The following is a 13064-nucleotide window of genomic DNA, read 5'->3' as shown; positions in this document are numbered from 1 at the left end:
TGATTGACCAGTCAATAAAAAACAAATTAGAGTCGCCGTCGATATTTGATTGGGGGCGATATGCCAAAACTAGGGATGGAACCGATCCGCCGCGCGGCTTTGGTGGAAGCCACGATCCATGAGATCGGCGCACAAGGATCGCTCGACATAACCGTGAAAGCGATTGCAGAGCGGGCGGGCATGTCTTCGGCTTTAGCGCATCACTATTTTGGTGGAAAAGAACAGATTTTTCTGGCGGCAATGCGCTATACACTCTCGGTCTATGGCTCAGAGGTTAGCGCTGCGTTGAAGAAAGCCAAGACGCCCTTAGAGCGGGCCGAAGCGATCGTAACCGCCTCCTTCTCCAGCTCAAACTTTCTGCCCGACGTGATCGCGGCGTGGCTCAATTTCTATGTGCTCGCCCAAACGGTGCCAGATGCGAAAAGGTTGTTGAGCATTTATCAAGCGCGGTTGCGCTCAAATTTGGTGCATGCTTTGCGTCCGATGTTGGGCACGCGTGCACCCGATGTCGCCTCGCGTCTCGCCGCGCTTATCGACGGTGTTTATCTACGTCAAAGCCTCGTTAAATCAGACCGTGATCACGCAATCGCCGCGCAGCAGGTTCTGCAGTATTTGCATGTCGAACTTGGGGATTCTTCCAAATGAGCAAGCCAAACATCCTGATTTTTATGGTCGATCAATTGAACGGAACCTTGTTTCCAGATGGACCCGCAGACTGGCTACATGCGCCAAATCTGAAAAAGCTTGCCGCGCGTTCCACACGATTCAAAAACGCCTACACCGCCAGCCCGCTCTGCGCGCCTGGACGGGCAGGGTATATGTCGGGGCAACTGCCGTCGATGACAGGGGTCTATGACAATGCGGCGGAATTCCCGTCGTCGATACCGACCTATGCCCATCACTTGCGCCGCGCAGGGTATCAAACCTGTCTCAGTGGCAAAATGCACTTTGTCGGCCCTGACCAGCTGCATGGGTTTGAGGAACGCCTGACCACAGATATCTACCCACCAGATTTCGGCTGGACGCCGGATTATCGCAAGCCGGGTGAGCGGATCGATTGGTGGTATCACAACATGGGCTCGGTGACGGGCGCGGGTGTCGCTGAAATCACCAACCAGATGGAATATGATGATGAGGTCGCCTATCACGCGACGCGCAAAATCTATGATCTGTCTCGCGGCAAGGATGATCGTCCTTGGTGCGTTACCGTCAGCTTTACGCATCCGCACGACCCTTACGTAGCGCGGCGCAAGTATTGGGACCTTTACGCCGATTGCGAACACCTCATGCCTGAGGTGGGTCCAATCCCATATGAAGACCAAGACGCCCATTCTCAGCGTATCTTGGATGCAAACGATCGCGATAATTTTAACATCTCGGATGAAGATATCCGTCGTTCGCGCCGCGCATATTTTGCTAATATTTCCTACCTTGATGATAAGGTCGGCGAAGTTTTGGAAGCGCTGGAAACCACGCGGCAAGAGGCGATCATCCTCTTTGTGTCTGATCACGGCGATATGCTGGGTGAACGCGGACTGTGGTTCAAAATGTCCTTCTTTGAAGGTGCCTCGCGCGTTCCGTTGATGATCAGTGCGCCTGACATGGAAACGGGCCTCATCGAAACGCCAGTCAGCAACATCGATGTCTGTCCGACGCTCTGCGATCTCGCTGGGGTGAGCATGGAAGAGGTGATGCCGTGGACCGAAGGTATGAGCCTTGTTCCCATGGGCCAAGGCGTTGAGCGCACTGCGCCTGTCGCGATGGAATATGCGGCCGAGGCGAGTTTTGCGCCCTTGGTGTGCCTGCGCTACGGCAAATGGAAATACACACGGTGCTTGCTTGACCCCGACCAGCTCTTTGATCTGGACGCTGATCCGCACGAGCTGACAAATCTCGCGCAAGCCCCTGCGCATCAAGGTACGCTGCAAACCCTGCGCGCCAAATCTGAAAAGCGCTGGGATTTAGAGCGGTTCGATGAAGAGGTGCGTCGCTCGCAGGCGCGCCGATGGGTTGTTTATGAAGCGTTGCGCAATGGGGAGTATTTCCCATGGGATCATCAACCGCTTCAAAAAGCGTCAGAGCGCTACATGCGCAATCACATGGACCTGAATGTTCTTGAGGAAAATCAACGTTTTCCACGAGGCGAATAGACCTTCACCTTTTTTGATACCCCGCCGGAGGCAGCATGCCCTATCCAACACAACCTATCGCCAGTCACTTTATCAATGGCCAATACGTCGAAGACACAGCAGGGGCCGAAATTCCTGTGATCTATCCTGCGACGGGCGCGCGGATTGCGACTGTCCATGAAGCGACCCCCGCGATCATTGAGCAAGCCATCACCAGCGCGAAAGCTGCGCAAAAGGCGTGGGCTGCCACCTCAGGCACAGAGCGGGGCCGGATTTTGCGCCGCGCTGCTGATATGATCCGCGAACGCAATCACGATCTATCGGTGCTGGAAACCTTTGATACGGGCAAACCGATGTCCGAAACGCTTTATGTCGATGCGACATCTGGCGCGGATGCGCTTGAGTATTTTGGCGGTCTTGCGGGCTCTTTGACGGGTGAGCATATTCAGCTTGGCGAGGATTGGGTCTACACGCGCCGCGAAGCGTTGGGCCTCTGCGTTGGCATTGGCGCTTGGAATTATCCGACGCAAATCGCGTGCTGGAAGGCCGCGCCTGCGCTCGCTTGTGGTAATGCGATGATCTTTAAACCGTCTGAGACGACGCCGCTCTGTGCGTTGAAAGTCGCTGAAATTCTATGGGAAGCAGGCCTTCCCGCTGGGCTCTACAATGTGATCCAAGGCACGGGCACTGTCGGTGCGCCTTTGGTTGTGGATTCTCGCGTTGATAAAGTGTCACTGACTGGGTCGGTGCCGACGGGTCGTAAGGTCTATGCCGCAGCGGCGGAAGGCATCAAGCATGTCACGATGGAGCTGGGTGGCAAATCGCCCTTGATCATCTTTGATGATGCAAACCTTGAGGACGCTGTTGGCGGCGCGATCCTAGCGAACTTTTATAGCTCTGGGCAGGTGTGTTCAAACGGGACACGTGTGTTCGTGCAAGCTGGAATTAAAGAAGCTTTCCTGAAGCGTCTGTCAGAACGTTTGGCAGAGGCTGTGATCGGCGATCCGATGGATGGGGCCACGAACTTTGGCCCGATGGTCTCTGCAAATCAGGTGCAAATCGCTGAAAGCTACATCGAGAAAGGCAAAGCCGAGGGTGCACGTTTGGTCTACGGCGGCAAACGCCTTGATCGTGATGGATTCTATCTGGAGCCCACGGTCTTTGCCGATGTGACCGACGATATGACCATCGCACGCGAAGAGATTTTCGGCCCCGTTATGGCTGTTCTCGATTTCGATACCGAGGAAGAGGCAATCGCGCGCGCCAATGAAACGGAATATGGCCTGTCTGCAGGCGTATTTACCAACGATTTAACCCGTGGCCATCGCGTTATCGCGCAGATCGAAGCGGGCTCTTGCTTCATCAACTCCTATAACGATGCTCCGGTTGAAGCGCCCTTTGGCGGTGCAAAGCTATCAGGCGTCGGGCGCGAAAATTCGAAAGCTGCGATCGAACACTATAGCCAGATGAAGTCCGTTTATGTGCGCATGGGGGCTGTTGATGCTCCATTCTAAAAGCTTCGCACCACTGATGTCCGGGGGCTACAATGCAGGCTGATTATGTCATCATCGGCGCGGGTTCTGCGGGCTGCGCAATTGCTTATCGTTTGAGCGAAGCAGGGCATCGCGTTGCTGTGATCGAATATGGCGGCACGGACGCGGGTCCGTTCATCCAGATGCCTGCTGCGCTGAGCTATCCGATGAACATGTCGCGGTATGATTGGGGGTTCCAGTCAGAACCTGAGCCACATTTGAACAACCGCAGGCTCGCAACGCCGCGTGGGAAAGTGCTGGGTGGCTCTTCTTCGATCAACGGGATGGTGTATGTCCGTGGTCACGCCAAAGACTTTGACCACTGGGCAGAAAGCGGCGCGACAGGGTGGTCCTATGCGGATGTGTTGCCCTATTTCAAACGCATGGAAAACTGGCGCAGCGGCGGTCATGGCGGCGATAAGGCTTGGCGCGGGCGCAAGGGGCCGCTGCACGTAAGTCGTGGCCCACGTTCCAACCCGCTCTTTAAGGCCTTTGTCGAAGCGGGGCGGCAAGCGGGTTACGAAACCACCGGTGATTACAACGGCGAAAAGCAAGAGGGCTTCGGCCCGATGGAGCAAACCGTTTACAAGGGGCGGCGCTGGTCGGCGGCGAATGCTTACTTACGCCCTGCGCAAAAGACTGGGAAATGTGAGATCATTAGCGGTCTGGCGGAGCGCGTCATTGTTGAAGACGGGCGCGCGGTCGGTGTTGCCCTTGCGGGTGGCAAAGAGGTGCGCGCAGCGAAAGAAGTTATCATCGCGGCAAGCTCGATCAATTCTCCAAAACTTCTGATGTTGTCGGGCATTGGGCCTGCGGAGCATTTGCAAGAGCACGGTATCGAGGTCATCGCAGACAGGCCGGGCGTGGGGCAAAATTTGCAAGATCACTTGGAGCTGTACATCCAAATCGCAGCCAAGCAGCCCATCACGCTCTACCGTTACTGGAACATCGTGTCCAAAGCATTGATCGGTGCGCGTTGGCTGTTCACCAAAACTGGCTTGGGCGCGTCGAACCAGTTCGAAAGCGCGGCTTTCATTCGCTCCAAAGCGGGCGTCGACTACCCTGACATTCAGTATCATTTCCTCCCAATTGCGGTGCGGTATGATGGCCAAGCTGCGGCGGAAGGGCATGGGTTTCAGGCCCATGTCGGGCCGATGCGATCCCCTTCGCGTGGCTTCGTCAGTTTGAAAAGCGCCGATCCCGCCGCGCCGCCCAAAATCGTGTTCAACTATATGAGTAAGCCTGAGGATTGGGAGGATTTCCGAACATGTATTCGCCTCACCCGCGAAATTTTTGAACAAGATGCGTTCAAAGACCATGTGAAGCATGAAATCCAGCCAGGCGCGGATGTGCAAACGGACAGTGAGCTTGATAGCTTTATCGCGGAGCACGCGGAAAGCGCCTATCATCCCTGTGGCACGTGCAAGATGGGCAGCGTCGATGATCCCATGGCCGTGGTTGACCCAGAATGCCGCGTGATTGGCGTGACCGGTTTACGCGTTGCTGACAGCTCGATCTTCCCGAGGATCACCAATGGTAATCTGAATGGGCCGTCGATCATGGTTGGGGAAAAAGCAGCCGATCACATCTTAGGCGGCGATATGCTGGCCAAAAGCAATGACCGGCCTTGGCTTCACCCGAACTGGGAAACCTCGCAGCGTTAACCTTTATTAACAAAACGGGTTGATCCGCAGGTTCAAGGACCTCATATCAAGCCTCATGTTAAAGGTTTGTTTGGTTATCTTAAGTTTCGTCATCGTGCTGCCCGCCTCTGCGGATGTCATGGGGCGTGTTCGGGTCATTGATGGCGATACCTTTGACGTTGCGGGCGTTCGGGTGCGATTGCACGGAATTGATGCGCTAGAAGACAAGCAAACTTGCCAGACGGAACAGGGTACCTCTTGGGCATGCGGTGCATGGGTGACCTCGACGGTTGGAACGCTCTTTGATGGTAAACGCGCGCGCTGTCGCGAGGTTAACGTGGATCGCTACGGCCGCGTCGTGGCGCGTTGTTCTATTGACGGGCGCGACGTTGGTCAGCAGTTGGTTTCTCGCGGTTTGGCCTTTGCTTATCGTAAATATTCGATGGCATATGATCTGGATGAGAAGGGGGCGGCGGTCAATGATCGCGGGCTTCACGCCAGCCGCGTTCAAGACCCAGCTCAGTACCGCGCAACGCGCGCGAAAGGCCGTATTCCGCCGGATCGCACCTGCGCGATCAAGGGTAATATCACCAAGAGCGGCCAGATTTATCACATGCCGGGGCAACGTGACTATGAACGCACAGGCATTAATCTTAACAAAGGTGAACGCTGGTTCTGTTCAGAACAGGACGCACGCGCGAGCGGTTGGCGCAAAGCCAGACGCTAATCTAGTTGGCCCCGTAAGCGCGGATAAAACGCCACAGACGGGGCATTGTATCTGAGCGCCATGTGCCGCTGTGCGTGGCATTGGGAACCAGCAAAAAGTCCTTATCTTTTACTGGCGCCGCATTGAAAATCGCGCGCCCCATACGCGGCGGTGTTACCTCATCCACGCTGCCATGGATCACGAGCAAAGGAATGGTTAATGCCCCTGCACGTGCAAGGTTTTCCCAACGATCCTGAATGCGCTCGACGAGATTGTCTGGCACATCCGTCACAGCGCGGGCCATATCTGGCGTGGAGGTGAAGGGCGCTTCCAGAATGATGCCGGACGGGCGTTCATCGGGATCGAGCTGCGTGAGCAAAGCAATTGCCACGGCGCAGCCAAGGCTTTCGCCCATGAGGATAACATCTTGCGAGGTGCGCCCGTCAATCAGTTGACCAACGCTTTTGTAAACGGCCAACGCGTCGTTTGTGATTGTCTCTTCTGAGGGCAATCCGCCACTGCCCGATGATCCGGGGTAGGACATGGCAATCACATTAAATCCTTGGCCTTGCATCGTCGCAAACCGCTGGGCGCGCGTTGCCAAATTGCCTGCATTGCCATGGAAATAGAGAACGGTTGGGGCACTCGCGCGCTGGGCCTTTAAGGTCCAAACAACTAATTCGTAACTGCCTTGGTCAAAACGATGCACCTCTGCGCGCTGAAGACCTATCGCGCTTGGATCGACCTCACTTGCGGAAAGTGGGTAGAGCATTTTGCGCTCGATGCGCTTGAGGGGGAGCAAATCGAGCAGACCAGCTTGCAACGGCAAAGGGGCGATGAGCGTCAGGATCAGTAGAATAAGCCGCATTAGCCGACCTCGTAGGGCAACACGCCGCGTTTGTTGCTATCGATCCGCAGGCGGCGTTCTAACGGTGGGACAGAGCGCTGATGACAGCCCGTGCGTTCGCAAATGCGGCAGGATATTCCGATGGGCTCATAGGCCGATGCGTTGGAGACATCGAGGCTGTCCGCATAAACGAGCTGGTTGGCATGGGTCACTTCGCAGCCGAGGGCGATGGCAAAACGGCGCACTGGCGCGCCAAAAGATCCGCCCGGTTTCAACACATCCCGCGCCAGAGAAATGTAGCGCACACCGTCTGGTGTTTCGGCCAATTGGCGCACAAAACGCCCCGGTGTTTCAAAGGCGCGGTGCACGTTCCAGAGCGGGCAAGCGCCGCCAAATCGCGCAAATTGCAAGCGGGTTGCGCTGTGGCGTTTGGTGATAGAACCCGCTTGATCCACCTGCACAAAGAAGAATGGAATGCCTTTCGCCCCGGGGCGCTGCAGCGTGGACAGGCGATGGGCGACCTGTTCGATGGATGCGCCAAAGAGGATGGCCAGTCGCTCAAGATCATGGCGCGTTTCCAGTGCGGCAGCGAGAAACGGACCATAGGGCATCAGGGCCGCACCAGCAAAGTAGTTGGCGAGACCGATTTTCGCGATGGCGCGTGCCTCTACGGTTTGAAAACGTGCAAGATCGAGCGTCGCTTCAAGTAGTTTTTCTTGCGTGATCAAGGCCATTTGCATGAGCATTTGAAAATTCTGTGTGGCCGGTGCCGCGCGCGAAGAGATGGTCAGCAGGCGCGCATCTGGATCGTAATGGCGCATGGTATCAACAGGGGCGATGCGCAGCTCGATACCAAGCGCACGCAGCGCTGTGTCGACACGTTCCTGAATGGTTGCATCTTGCGGGCCACCATGCGCGAAATGCTCTGCCGCGCGGTCCACTGCATCAATGTAGTTGTCGCAATAATGAAAGAAGTCGCGCACATCTTCCCAAGGACTGGGTTGCATCTGTCCGTCTTCCCGCCCCAGCGCTTGATCGAGTGAGGCGAGGCGCTCATGGGTTTGGCTGTAGGCGCGATGTAGCTCTAGAAAGGCCCGAGCAAGGGCAGGGGCGTTTGAGGCCACGAGGCGCAGATCGGCCAAAGGCGGCTCAAGGCTATCGAGAACGGGATCAGCGAGCGCTTCGCGCATGTCCGTGACAAGGCGTTCGGCATCTCCAGAGCTCAGCTCCGTGATGTCAAATCCGAATTCCTGTGCCAGCGCCAGAACAACGGTCGTCGACAGCGGTCGCTTGTTGTTCTCCATTTGATTGAGATAGGGCAGCGAGACGCCCAATTTCGCGGCGAAGTCTTTTTGGGTTAGGGCGACTTGGCCGCGCAATTCCCGCAGCTTTGATCCGGCGTAGATTTTCTGGAGAGCCATTTCCCGCCTCTTTGCGACTTTGCAATTCCATAGGAATAGCTTTGCAAACCCGCTAAGGCAAGGATTACCCGTCTACCTGTTTGGTTCGATGTGTCACGTAGAGGGCAGCGCCAAGCCCGCCAATGGTGCTCAGCGCCATGAGCCATAGAACGGGCATCGCCGTATCTTGGCCTGTGAGCATGATGCCAGCCAGCGCAGACAAGATTGCGCCAATACCAATCATGATCGCGCCGCCAAGGCCCGACGCTGTGCCTGCCAAATGTGGCCGGACTGATAGCATGCCAGACGTTGCATTGGGAATTGTGAGGCCATTGCCGATGCCAACGAGCGTCATAAATCCAAAGAAGGTAGCCGGGCTGCCAAGCCCGATGCTAAAGATGATCAGCGACGCAATTGCGCCGCCCGATGCGATCACTGCGCCATAGAAAACCATACGGTTGATCCCGACCTGAATGGAATACCGCCCAGAGAAGAAATTCCCAAAGAAATAGCCAAGCGCAGGCGCGCCAAAGTAAAAGCCCAAGGTCGAAGGGGAAAGTTTGAAGAGTTCTGTGCCCACATAGGGTGCGCCGCCGAGGTAGGCAAAAAATGCGCCCGAGGTCAGACCGGATGCGAGTGAATATCCCCAAAACCGCGGTGAGGCAAACAGCTCGGGGTAATGCCCGAATTGTTGTCTCAGAGTTTCGCCTGTGGCGCTTTTTGTTTCGCCAAGGTCAAAATAGCAAACCCAGAAAAGACCAACGCCGATTAGAGCCATCAGCCAGAAAGAGGCTTTCCAATTGAACGTTTCTTCCAGCAGACCGCCGACCATAGGGGAAATCATCGGCACGATCGCCATGCCCATGGTGATATAGCCAATCATCGATGCGGCTTGATCCGCGTTTAGCACATCGCGAACGATCGCTCGGCTGAGCACCATTGCGGAGACAATCACGGCTTGGCACATGCGAAATGCGAGGAATACGGTTGCGTTTGGGGCATAAACACAGCCGAGGGACGCCAGTACGAAAAGGGCGAGTCCCCATAGAATGACAGGGCGCCGTCCCAGGTTGTCTGAAATCGGCCCCACGAGAATCTGCAGGATCGCGTTCACCGCAAAATAGGCCGCGACAGAGAGTTGCATAACCCAATATTGCGTTTCGAAATACGCGGTCATTGCCGGCAGGGATGGCAAGAAGATGTTCATCGATAGCGCAGAAATGCCTGCGAGGAAAATCAAAGTGGCAATATGTGGCGGGGTGGCGCGACTCAGGAATCGCGAAGCATATGCTGTGTTCATACGTATTCTGTATCGCGTGATTACGGTGGCGGACAGTGCCTGTCGTTGCGACGTCGCGGCGTTGCGGAAGTTTTCAGCGGTTAGCATTGTTGAGTTAGCAAATTTGCTATTAGCAACATGTATCCGCTAAGGGGTTTGCAAATTTGCCAGATTTGCCTTTTTTTCTGCACCTGCAAAGGGTATCGCAATTGGAAAGTTGACAAACAGCAGCGCGCGAATGCGTGCGCGATGAAGGGACATGCGATGAAAGATATCCTGCACGAACTCTCCGAACGACGCGAGGCTGCGCGTCTTGGCGGCGGTCAAAAGCGTATCGATGCGCAACATTCCAAGGGCAAGCTCACAGCGCGTGAGCGCATCGAATTGCTTCTGGATGAGGATAGCTTTGAAGAGTTCGACATGTTTGTCGCGCATCGTTGCACGGATTTCGGCATGGAAAACCAGCGCCCTGCAGGCGATGGCGTCATCACAGGCTGGGGCACGATTGACGGCCGCATGGTCTATGTCTTCTCTCAGGATTTCACGGTTCTGGGTGGCTCTGTTTCCGCAACGCACGCGCAGAAGATTTGCAAGATTCAGGATATGGCGATCCAAAATGGCGCGCCCATTATTGGCTTGAACGATTCAGGCGGCGCGCGCATCCAAGAGGGCGTTGATGCGCTTGCAGGGTATGCAGACATCTTCCAGCGCAACATTATGGCCTCTGGCGTCGTTCCTCAGATCAGCGTGATCATGGGGCCTTGCGCGGGCGGCGCGGTGTATTCGCCTGCGATCACTGACTTCATTTTCATGGTCAAGGACAGCTCTTACATGTTCGTGACCGGCCCTGACGTTGTGAAAACCGTCACGAACGAAGTCGTCACGGCAGAAGAGCTGGGCGGTGCGTCGACGCATACCAAGAAATCATCCGTTGCCGACGGTGCGTTTGAGAACGACGTGGAGGCGCTGGCCGAGGTGCGCCGCCTTGTGGGCTACTTGCCGCTCAACAACCGTGAAAAGCCGCCTGTGCGCCCCTTCTTTGATGAGCCGGGCCGGATTGAGCAATCTTTGGACACATTGATCCCCGACAATGCCAACGCGCCTTACGATATGAAAGAATTGATCGCTAAGGTTGCTGATGAGGCTGAGTATTACGAAATTCAGGAAGATTTCGCCAAGAACATCATCACCTGCTTTATCCGCCTTGAAGGTCAGACCGTGGGCGTTGTGGCAAACCAGCCGATGGTTCTCGCGGGCTGCCTTGATATCGATAGCTCCCGCAAGGCCGCGCGTTTTGTGCGTTTCTGCGATGCGTTTGAGATCCCAATCCTGACCTTTGTTGATGTTCCGGGCTTCTTGCCCGGTACGTCACAGGAATATGGCGGCGTTATTAAGCACGGCGCGAAGCTTCTCTTCGCTTATGGCGAAGCGACGGTTCCAAAGGTCACGGTGATTACGCGTAAAGCTTACGGTGGTGCCTATGACGTTATGGCGTCCAAGCACCTGCGCGGTGATTTCAACTATGCATGGCCAACAGCGGAGATCGCTGTGATGGGCGCGAAAGGCGCGACAGAGATTATCCACCGCGCTGATTTGGGCGACGCGGATAAGATCGCGCAGCACACGGCAGATTATGAGGATCGTTTTGCGAACCCGTTCGTCGCCGCTGAGCGTGGTTTCATCGACGAGGTTATCCAACCGCAAAGCACGCGCAAACGTGTGAGCCGTGCTTTCGCATCTCTGCGCGGCAAGCGTTTGGAAAACCCGTGGAAGAAACACGACAATATTCCGCTGTAAGATATGAAATTGCGTGAGTTTCTCATTGTTTCTCTAATTATCGGGCTTTCTCTTACAGGGGGCTGGTGGTTTTTGACGCGTGATCCCTATGGCAGTGAGCTTGATTATGATGCGACTTTCAATGCGAGGGGCGTAAAATGGGGTGTCCAACGTACTGAATGGATTGAATTTGACGATGAGTGGTTGCTGGATGTGACAGTCGTCCCTGTAAGTGGCCAATTAAATCAAATTAAGGTGGGGGAATTAGCTAAAAGCATCTGTGGAGGCTTTTTGTCCAGTGTCAGTTACCGTCCAGCAGTGGGTGTGAAGCGAAGCGATGTTTTCCGAGTGAACCTGCAAGGGAAAGTGATTTCAAAGACAAAAACAGTTGAGCCAATGTTTGATACAATAATGCCTATTGCCGTTGAGGATGGTGCCTGTTTGAGACCTAAAGGAAGGGTTCTTTTTCCAAACTTCCCTGCTCCAATCGAAGGCTGGGTCATCAAAAAGTTTGAGATGAAAACACGCAACGATGACTCAACTCTCACACTGGTATTTGAGGCGGACAACGCTGAGACAGCGAAGCAAGCGGATCGTTTCGCATTTAGAACCGCGTGTAACTACGCGTTAAGAGATCCGTTTGTTATATCTAGGTTTCAGGCGCTTTCTGGGGAAGAAGATTTGCCTGCGAAGATCACAGTGTCTGCAAGAAAAAGCTATGGCGTGAGTTTGCTTAACTTTTCGACGAGCCGTTCAATGCAGTTCGATGCTGTGGATGACCAATGCATGGACCAAAAGGCGAGTGACGCGTAATGCAAAAGAACTGGTACATAGAGCGCGATGGTGCTCAAACGACCGTTTCTCGTCGTGTCCCTGCTCGTTTTGACGTCAGCGCGCAGGCAGAGTTTCCGTTGGCTAGTCCCACACGGCTTGCGCAGCAGATCAGGCAGGACATGTGGCGTGTGCTTCAGAATGTGCGCGGGTTTTCTCCTGTCGTGCGCGTTGAGCAGCAAGGCGACGGGTTGCTCGTGACCGCGGGGGGGCAAGCCAGTGCGCCGATTTCCGGGTCGATTGAGTATCAGATTTCTGAACTCTTGAATGATGCTACGCGCCGTAAGCGTTGGTTGAATTGGGCCAAGATCGGGGAGGGGACGTGATGCGCTTTTATTCTAAATCATGCGCTGTTTTCACCTTTGTTTTTGCGGTGACAAGTGCGTCTGCACAGATGCTCGTTGAAGTGCCTTCGGGCCAGTCCGTGACCCTTCTTGAAAAGCGCGTTGATCTGGACGCGGACATCGTTCGCTTGCGGTTTGTGGCGCCTGATTTGGCCAGCCCGTTGACACGCCCCAGTTTTGAAGCTTTGGGGGACGATCTAGAGGCGTTGTGCAATGAGGTTGGTTTGAAAAACTTGCTCAAGGACGCGCCATTGCCCGCACAGATCGTGGTGTCTCTCTCTGCAGAGCCAATCGAATTTGGTGTGAGCAATACCGAAGTTGAGCAGGTGTTCGAGGCATTTAGTGTCCAAAATGATACCTGCATGTTGGAGATGTTTTGATGAAACCACAATATGTTGCGAGGCAAAGCTCATCCGAAGGCTCTGTTGAGGCTTCTGAGTCACAAAGCGCCACCTTGGCGCGTGATACGTATCTTTTTACCCCCAGCTCCCGTAAAGTCAGCGGCAGGTTCACCCAATGGACCTATACCTCGAGAGGGACAGGGCTACAGGGTTGTCTTGTAGAACTGAAACGCATT

Annotated in this window: 13 protein-coding genes; 10 read left to right on the top strand and 3 right to left on the bottom strand. The window is 55.0% G+C overall.

The genetic code is table 11. The features are described 5' to 3' along the window. Positions 1-60: 60 nt before the first annotated feature. Genes betI through ABJQ89_RS03035 form a run of 5 tightly spaced genes read left to right on the top strand, consistent with a single transcriptional unit; the run spans position 61 to position 6031 of the window. Positions 61-645 carry a transcriptional regulator BetI gene (betI, locus tag ABJQ89_RS03055; RefSeq protein WP_348494800.1) on the top strand — a complete coding sequence of 195 codons (585 nt, stop codon included), beginning with the start codon at positions 61-63 and terminating at the stop codon, positions 643-645. After that, on the top strand, positions 642-2150 hold the full coding sequence (gene betC, locus ABJQ89_RS03050; RefSeq protein ID WP_348494799.1) for a choline-sulfatase: 1509 nt from the start codon (positions 642-644) through the stop codon (positions 2148-2150). The genes betI and betC overlap by 4 nt, the downstream gene beginning before the upstream one ends. A 35-nt stretch (positions 2151-2185) precedes the next feature. Continuing rightward, positions 2186-3643, top strand: a complete 1458-nt coding sequence (gene betB / locus ABJQ89_RS03045) for a betaine-aldehyde dehydrogenase (RefSeq protein ID WP_348494798.1) — start codon at positions 2186-2188, stop codon at positions 3641-3643. A gap of 32 nt (positions 3644-3675) precedes the next feature. Further along, positions 3676-5325, top strand: coding sequence for a choline dehydrogenase (gene betA / locus ABJQ89_RS03040; RefSeq protein ID WP_348494797.1), 1650 nt, complete (start codon positions 3676-3678; stop codon positions 5323-5325). 55 nt (positions 5326-5380) lie between these two features. Continuing rightward, a complete protein-coding gene (locus ABJQ89_RS03035; RefSeq protein WP_348494796.1) occupies positions 5381-6031 on the top strand; it encodes a thermonuclease family protein in 651 nt (216 codons plus the stop codon). A gap of 1 nt (position 6032) precedes the next feature. Here the strand turns inward: ABJQ89_RS03035 and ABJQ89_RS03030 are convergent, their stop codons facing one another. From ABJQ89_RS03030 to ABJQ89_RS03020, 3 genes are all read right to left on the bottom strand, one after another. Next, a complete protein-coding gene (locus ABJQ89_RS03030) occupies positions 6033-6878 on the bottom strand; it encodes an alpha/beta fold hydrolase (RefSeq protein WP_348494795.1) in 846 nt (281 codons plus the stop codon). Then, complete coding sequence (locus ABJQ89_RS03025; RefSeq protein WP_348494794.1) at positions 6878-8278, bottom strand: short-chain fatty acyl-CoA regulator family protein; 1401 nt, start codon at positions 8276-8278, stop codon at positions 6878-6880. Before ABJQ89_RS03025 ends, ABJQ89_RS03030 begins: the two co-directional genes overlap by 1 nt. Positions 8279-8342: 64 nt before the next feature. Then, a complete protein-coding gene (locus ABJQ89_RS03020; RefSeq protein WP_348494793.1) occupies positions 8343-9557 on the bottom strand; it encodes a multidrug effflux MFS transporter in 1215 nt (404 codons plus the stop codon). A gap of 243 nt (positions 9558-9800) precedes the next feature. Here ABJQ89_RS03020 and ABJQ89_RS03015 point away from each other — a divergent pair, with 243 nt between their 5' ends. The 5 genes from ABJQ89_RS03015 to ABJQ89_RS02995 form a co-directional block, all read left to right on the top strand. Then, on the top strand, positions 9801-11333 hold the full coding sequence (locus ABJQ89_RS03015) for an acyl-CoA carboxylase subunit beta (RefSeq protein WP_348494792.1): 1533 nt from the start codon (positions 9801-9803) through the stop codon (positions 11331-11333). Positions 11334-11342: 9 nt separating this feature from the next. Then, a complete protein-coding gene (locus ABJQ89_RS03010; protein ID WP_348494791.1) occupies positions 11343-12125 on the top strand; it encodes a hypothetical protein in 783 nt (260 codons plus the stop codon). Next, positions 12125-12469, top strand: a complete 345-nt coding sequence (locus ABJQ89_RS03005; RefSeq protein WP_348494790.1) for a hypothetical protein — start codon at positions 12125-12127, stop codon at positions 12467-12469. Before ABJQ89_RS03010 ends, ABJQ89_RS03005 begins: the two co-directional genes overlap by 1 nt. Then, entirely contained in the window at positions 12469-12867 is a 399-nt protein-coding gene (locus ABJQ89_RS03000; protein WP_348494789.1) for a DUF6497 family protein, read from the top strand. The genes ABJQ89_RS03005 and ABJQ89_RS03000 overlap by 1 nt, the downstream gene beginning before the upstream one ends. Further along, positions 12867-13064 (top strand): hypothetical protein (locus tag ABJQ89_RS02995; protein ID WP_348494788.1); only part of this gene is annotated, 198 nt, incomplete at its 3' end. The genes ABJQ89_RS03000 and ABJQ89_RS02995, both read left to right, overlap by 1 nt.

The organism is Planktotalea sp. (assembly GCF_039984035.1).
In the GTDB taxonomy this organism is placed as follows: Bacteria; Pseudomonadota; Alphaproteobacteria; order Rhodobacterales; family Rhodobacteraceae; genus Planktotalea.
Note: the sequence above shows the minus strand (reverse complement) of the source record. Positions and strands in the feature narration are given on the sequence as shown.

Excerpts from the sequence above, each read along its gene's own strand:
- ABJQ89_RS03015 (WP_348494792.1), top strand. The coding sequence starts at position 9,801 with ATGAAAGATATCCTGCACGAACTCTCCGAACGACGCGAGGCTGCGCGT.
- ABJQ89_RS03000 (WP_348494789.1), top strand. The coding sequence starts at position 12,469 with ATGCGCTTTTATTCTAAATCATGCGCTGTTTTCACCTTTGTTTTTGCG.
- ABJQ89_RS03035 (WP_348494796.1), top strand. The coding sequence starts at position 5,381 with ATGTTAAAGGTTTGTTTGGTTATCTTAAGTTTCGTCATCGTGCTGCCC.
- betI (WP_348494800.1), top strand. The coding sequence starts at position 61 with ATGCCAAAACTAGGGATGGAACCGATCCGCCGCGCGGCTTTGGTGGAA.
- ABJQ89_RS03020 (WP_348494793.1), bottom strand. The coding sequence starts at position 9,557 with ATGAACACAGCATATGCTTCGCGATTCCTGAGTCGCGCCACCCCGCCA.
- betB (WP_348494798.1), top strand. The coding sequence starts at position 2,186 with ATGCCCTATCCAACACAACCTATCGCCAGTCACTTTATCAATGGCCAA.
- ABJQ89_RS03030 (WP_348494795.1), bottom strand. The coding sequence starts at position 6,878 with ATGCGGCTTATTCTACTGATCCTGACGCTCATCGCCCCTTTGCCGTTG.
- betA (WP_348494797.1), top strand. The coding sequence starts at position 3,676 with ATGCAGGCTGATTATGTCATCATCGGCGCGGGTTCTGCGGGCTGCGCA.
- ABJQ89_RS03005 (WP_348494790.1), top strand. The coding sequence starts at position 12,125 with ATGCAAAAGAACTGGTACATAGAGCGCGATGGTGCTCAAACGACCGTT.
- betC (WP_348494799.1), top strand. The coding sequence starts at position 642 with ATGAGCAAGCCAAACATCCTGATTTTTATGGTCGATCAATTGAACGGA.
- ABJQ89_RS03025 (WP_348494794.1), bottom strand. The coding sequence starts at position 8,278 with ATGGCTCTCCAGAAAATCTACGCCGGATCAAAGCTGCGGGAATTGCGC.